This is a genomic window from Arthrobacter sp. NPDC056493, from assembly GCF_042795115.1.
Lineage (GTDB): Bacteria > Actinomycetota > Actinomycetes > Actinomycetales > Micrococcaceae > Arthrobacter.
The window spans coordinates 1-4884 of the sequence record NZ_JBHTSL010000112.1; the positions used below are offsets into that span (position 1 = coordinate 1).

The 4884-nt window shown below is 64.0% G+C and carries 5 protein-coding genes and 1 pseudogene; 2 read left to right on the forward strand and 4 right to left on the reverse strand.

Annotated elements, in window-relative coordinates; genetic code table 11:
* Positions 1-49: 49 nt before the first annotated feature.
* Together ACFQ50_RS24275 and ACFQ50_RS24280 are read right to left on the reverse strand one after the other, a co-directional pair.
* Positions 50-313, reverse strand: a complete 264-nt coding sequence (locus ACFQ50_RS24275; protein ID WP_377998190.1) for a hypothetical protein — start codon at positions 311-313, stop codon at positions 50-52.
* Positions 314-344: 31 nt separating this feature from the next.
* On the reverse strand, positions 345-641 hold the full coding sequence (locus ACFQ50_RS24280) for a hypothetical protein (RefSeq protein WP_377998191.1): 297 nt from the start codon (positions 639-641) through the stop codon (positions 345-347).
* Positions 642-880: 239 nt separating this feature from the next.
* Between ACFQ50_RS24280 and ACFQ50_RS24285 the strand changes: the two genes are divergently transcribed.
* Positions 881-1918 carry an exonuclease domain-containing protein gene (locus ACFQ50_RS24285; RefSeq protein WP_377998192.1) on the forward strand — a complete coding sequence of 346 codons (1038 nt, stop codon included), beginning with the start codon at positions 881-883 and terminating at the stop codon, positions 1916-1918.
* A 4-nt stretch (positions 1919-1922) separates the two neighbouring features.
* Positions 1923-2063 (forward strand): annotated as a pseudogene (locus tag ACFQ50_RS24290) (ZIP family zinc transporter); the annotation flags it as partial.
* Between the two features lie 485 nt (positions 2064-2548).
* On the opposite strand, the gene ACFQ50_RS24295 reads toward ACFQ50_RS24290, so the two are convergent.
* Together ACFQ50_RS24295 and ACFQ50_RS24300 are read right to left on the reverse strand one after the other, a co-directional pair.
* The gene (locus ACFQ50_RS24295; RefSeq protein ID WP_377998193.1) at positions 2549-3946 is read right to left on the reverse strand and encodes a GAF domain-containing serine/threonine-protein kinase; all 1398 of its coding nucleotides are present in this window, start codon (positions 3944-3946) and stop codon (positions 2549-2551) included.
* 138 nt (positions 3947-4084) lie between these two features.
* Entirely contained in the window at positions 4085-4342 is a 258-nt protein-coding gene (locus ACFQ50_RS24300) for a hypothetical protein (protein WP_377998194.1), read from the reverse strand.
* Positions 4343-4884: the final 542 nt, after the last annotated feature.

The following is a 4884-nucleotide window of genomic DNA, read 5'->3' on the forward strand; positions in this document are numbered from 1 at the left end:
CCGGCAACCATTGCCGGCCACCCGCCGTCGGGCTTTCCTGAAACCGCGGCTATTCGAAGAACTCGATCCGAGGTTCGCCCTGGACGCCACCGCGCTGCATTGCGTCCTTCAGATCAGGGTTGGCGAAGAACGCCTTGGCGGTGTCCACGGTGTCGAAGTGGTGGATCACCAGGACGTTGTTCGGATCGCCGTCCATGCGGTAGACGGACTCGTTGGTCACACCGCCGTCCTTCTGCAATCCGGCGACGGAATCGTAAACCTTGCGCCAAGCGTCGTAGTCGTCAACACGGTGCAGGACGAGTGAAACAGCCATGATACTTCTCCTTTGAAGCAGCGGATTACGTCTAAGCTTCCGGCCCTGCGGTCAGGAAATTGTGGACCTCGAAGAAGGTGATGTCCGGCTTCTCCGACATACCCACCTCGGCCATGAAAGGTTCGGTCTTCTCCCGGGTGAATGCCTCGAATGCCTCCCGGCTCTGCCAGGTGTCCACCACACGGATGCCATTTTCCGTGGCCGACACCCAGTGCGTCAGGCCGCCCGGGGCGCCTGGCCCGCCCTTGGTGAAGCCCATTTTTTCGATGACTTGGTCGTACTGCTCAAGCGTTGCCCCGGGAATATCCAGGATGACGGCGACAGGCATGACTTGCTCCTAAAACTTGCGGAACCACCTGAGACGGCCCGGGATTGGACCGCCTGAGGCTTTGCTACTCCCGCCCGGGCGGCCTGTCAACGGTCTTTTCATTGGCCGAATGGCGCACGTCACATTTTTGGCAGAGGACGTAATCCGGCATCCCCTCTGCAAGAATGGCGAAGTCATGTGCGGGAGGTCACAAGCAACGGCGCTTGCGGCCTCCCGCGCCATGCCCTGGGGAGGCAAGCATGTCAGGAATCAGTTTTACGGCCATCGACTTCGAAACGGCCAACAGCCACCGCGGCTCGGCGTGCGCCGTCGGCCTGGTGAAGGTCCGGGACGGCCGCATCGTGGATGCGGCGTCGTGGCTCATCAAGCCGCCGCCCGGCATCGACGACTTTGATCCCATCAACGTGGAGCTCCACGGCATCACCGAACACGACGTCCAGAACGCCGCCGACTGGGAGATGTCACTCGAAGGCATCCTGCAGTTCGTCTGTGAGGACCCGCTCGTGGCGTTCGACGCCGCCTACGACGCCTCCGTGATGCGCCAAGCCACCGAGCACCGGCACCTGGACCTGCCGGCCAAGGACTTCTACTGCGCGCTGCACCTCGCCCAGGACCACCTGCCCCTGCCGCAGCACCGCCTCAGCGACGTGCTCTCCGCCCTGGACCTTCCTCCGGTTCAGCGGCATGAACCGCGGGCGCACGCGCTGGCCTGCGCCCGGATAGTGCTGGCCATCGCGGACACTCGCAGGTTCAGTACCCTGGCCGAGGTCTGGGAAGAGCCGACGACGGCGGTCGGCAAGCGCCGCCGTGGCCGGCGCGTCCGCACCGACGCCGACCCGGAGGCTGAATCGCCGGGGGAGCCGGATGCCACCTTCGCGGTGGCGCCCGACGCCGGTACCCGCCGGATTGCCGACAGTGGCGGGAACGCTGGGGCCGGCAGCGTCGACCTGCTGCCGCTGAACCGGGCCGGGGCTAAGCGAGCCGACGTCGGGCGCGCTCCACTCGAGCGCGCTGAACCCGGCAGCGCCGCCCGACCAGCTGCCGCGAAGCGCACCCTAAGCACCGCAGCGGGACTGGTGCTGTTCGCGCTGGGTGTGGCGGCCGCCGTCGGACTCGCCTACCTCACGGGACTCACCATCCGCTTCTTCGCCGCTGGCGAGACGGTCACCGCTGCAATGACAGTCGCCGCGGCCACGGCAACCATGGGGGCGATCTGGGCCTGCATCACCCGGGGCTGGCACCGGCTCCAACCCGGAAAACTAACGCCCGGCAATTGACCCGCAGCCCACCGAAAAGGACGATCCGGGCAGCGGCACGGCCATCGCCGTCGGGGCACTCCTAGACGGCATTCCGGAATCAGTGGTCCTCGGCCTGGGCCTCATCACGGCAGGCACCGGGTACCCGGTTCCCCTGGTGGGGATTCCAAAGTGACCCCGGCGACGGGTGGGCGGCGACGCTGGCGTCCTCCCGCCGTCGGGCTTAATTGAGCGGTCCCGGGGGGCCGCTCAGGCTGCGGTGACCGTAGTTCTCCGTGGAGCAAAGGGGGCCCAGTGTGCGTGCCTGGCCATGAACTGGCGCGGATTCAGAGAGGTCGGGACGGAGGGGCTCGGTTCACTGAAACCCCCGTGGTGAGCCAGCCAACCGTTCACCATCGCAACGTCGCCGTCGTTGATGTGGATGTCCAAAATTGCCACTGCCGACCTCCCATGCTCTGGGACCGGAAGTAGAGCTTGAAACGCAAGTCCATGTCGCCCCCAATTGCGTTTACAGACAGCACTTATGGTGGTCGGGGCAGCCTAGAGAAAGCTTGTGACGGGACAATTTGACGCGCATGTCCTCACATGCGCAGGCTTCGGTCTTGGTTGGCCGCGCTGGTTGCCAGCCCTAATTCCCAGTTCCAGTGCGTGCTAGTTGCCGACGGCCGAGTCCATCGGAGTGCCGGTCAACCCGGCTGCGTCAAGCCGCAGATCAAGGTCGGTCATGACCATTGCGGCCAAATCGCGCAGATTGGCGTTGTCCTCCGGGGACATGGTGCGCGGTTCGAAGTCGAGGATGCACAGGGTGCCCAGATTGTATCCGTCCCTGGTCTTGAGGGGAGCGCCGGCATAGAACTTCAGGCCGAACTCACCGGCCACGAGCGGATTGAGGAGCGTCCGCGGGTCCTCCGGGGCGTTCTCCACCACCCAGAGACCATCCTGCATAATCGCTGACGCGCAGAGGCCGGGCTCCCTGCTGATCTGCCCAACGTCCAAGCCGTGGTGGGACTTGAACCAGATCCGGTCATGATCGACGATCGACACGATCGCCACCGGCACCGAGAAAAGCCTGGCGGCCAGCGCCGTGATTCTGTCGAAGGCGCCATCTGGGGGAGTGTCGAGGATGCCGTAGCTGTGCACCGCCTCCATCCGGGCTTCCTCGTCAGCGGGAAGGACAGAGGCATCCACCTTATGCTTTCCCCGGCTGCTCAGGGACAGTTCGTACAGGGCCTGGCTTACCTCGCTGGTGGAGGGCCTATCCTCCGGATTCCGCGCCGTCATTGCGGCCAGGAGGAGCCGCCACTCCGGCTCAACGTCGTCAGGGATGTGGGGGTCGTCCATCAGGCGGGCGAGGGCGCTCTGCAGCGGGTCACCCGGAAAGGCCTGCTGCCCGGTTAGGCTCTCGAGCAGCACCAGGCCCAGGGAGTACACATCGCTGGGCGGCCCAATGGGCTGGGCCTTCGCCTGCTCCGGGCTCAGGTAGCCCGCGGTGCCAAGGAATCCGCCGTCGGGCAGGTTCGGCGCATCAGCCATGAGCGCGATGCCGAAATCCGTCAGTTTTGCGTGCATCCGTGCGGTGTCGTGCTGGTAGTCGAACACCAGGATGTTGCCGGGCTTCACGTCGCGGTGCACCACGCCGCTTTCATGGATGTAGGCCAGGGCGTCCGCCACGTCGTAGCCGATCTCGGCCGTGTGCCGGGAGGAGAGCGGGCCTTCGACGAGGCGGCGCTTGAGATCAGGGCCCTCGACAAGCTCCATGACCATGTAAATGCGGCTGCGGCCAAGCTCTTCCCGGTCCACGCCGGCGTCAAGGAGCGTGATCAGGCTGTGGTGGTTCAGGGCCGCGAGGACTTTTACTTCAGCGTCATCATCGCGTGCCGCTTCGTGCGCCGCGTTGCTTCGGTTAATCACCTTGAGGGCAACCTCGCGCTGAAGGGACTCATCCACGGCCCGGTACACGTTCGCCATGGCGCCGGAGCCGATTTGCTCCACCACGCGGTACCTGCCGCCAATGACTGTGCCTTCTGGGATGCCGGGTTGTACGGCCATGGGGTACCTTGATTCCCGCCCTGCCCTGGGGGCCGGCGATATGAGTGCGTTGAAGCGTTATGACAGCAGTGTGCGCCAGAGACAAAGTTTTGGGTACACGGAAAGAGCCGATTTCCATCGGCTCTTTCCGGTGTCGGCCTAGATGAGGCTGGGGGCGCTCGCGAGGATGTAATCTGCGGCTGCAGGCCCGGTCATCGCCAGTTCGCAGTTCTGCGGATCGATGCCGTTTGCCTTGAGCGCTGCAAACAAAGCGGCTGGGGCATCCGGCTGCACGTTGTGAATCAGGCACCAGCTCGTGTACAGGCCATAAAGCTCGTCCGGGCCGAGGACCGTGTCGGTCTCGCGCTCCGTGGTGAGCGCCTCTGCAACAAACTGTTCAAACTGGGTGGCGTGCATTTTTGGCTCCTCAAAAGGGCATGTACATTGATCCGCCGTTTCTGCTTCAGCGATAACGGATCTCCGCCAAAGGGGCCAGCGATCTACCTGAAATTTATGCGAGACAGACTGTTCTGTCTAGTTGAGCCTGCAACGCGCAAATTAGCATTCGGAACGCCAATTTCGGTGGACGGCAGCGACGCCGGGCCGCCGGCATTTGCTCTCCGCGTGGTCTGGCGAGAAGGCTCGCCTGAGAGTGGGCTGATCCGCCGCCGGGGGCCGATTTGCGTGGGCCTTTGGGGGCGTGTAGAGTCTTTCGAGTCGCCGCCGCTGATGCGGAAAGATAGCGACCGACCCCCTTTCAAATGGCCTGGAAAATGGTGCGCTTAGCGGTGTGCTGTGGACGGGTGGGGGCCTGCCTGCTGGCTGGGAATCGTGGAAACGCTGATTTGCAAAGCTTTGCCGGGTCGGGTAAGTTTGAAAAGTTGCTCCGGAGCGATCCTGAATGTTTGGTTTGGGTGGTGCCGGGTGTGTCTGTTGTTTGAGAACTCAATAGTGTGCCA

Bases quoted from the DNA above. Each gene is read 5' to 3' on its own strand.
- ACFQ50_RS24275 (WP_377998190.1), bottom strand. From the start codon at position 313: ATGGCTGTTTCACTCGTCCTGCACCGTGTTGACGACTACGACGCTTGG.
- ACFQ50_RS24280 (WP_377998191.1), bottom strand. From the start codon at position 641: ATGCCTGTCGCCGTCATCCTGGATATTCCCGGGGCAACGCTTGAGCAG.
- ACFQ50_RS24285 (WP_377998192.1), top strand. From the start codon at position 881: ATGTCAGGAATCAGTTTTACGGCCATCGACTTCGAAACGGCCAACAGC.
- ACFQ50_RS24295 (WP_377998193.1), bottom strand. From the start codon at position 3,946: ATGGCCGTACAACCCGGCATCCCAGAAGGCACAGTCATTGGCGGCAGG.
- ACFQ50_RS24300 (WP_377998194.1), bottom strand. From the start codon at position 4,342: ATGCACGCCACCCAGTTTGAACAGTTTGTTGCAGAGGCGCTCACCACG.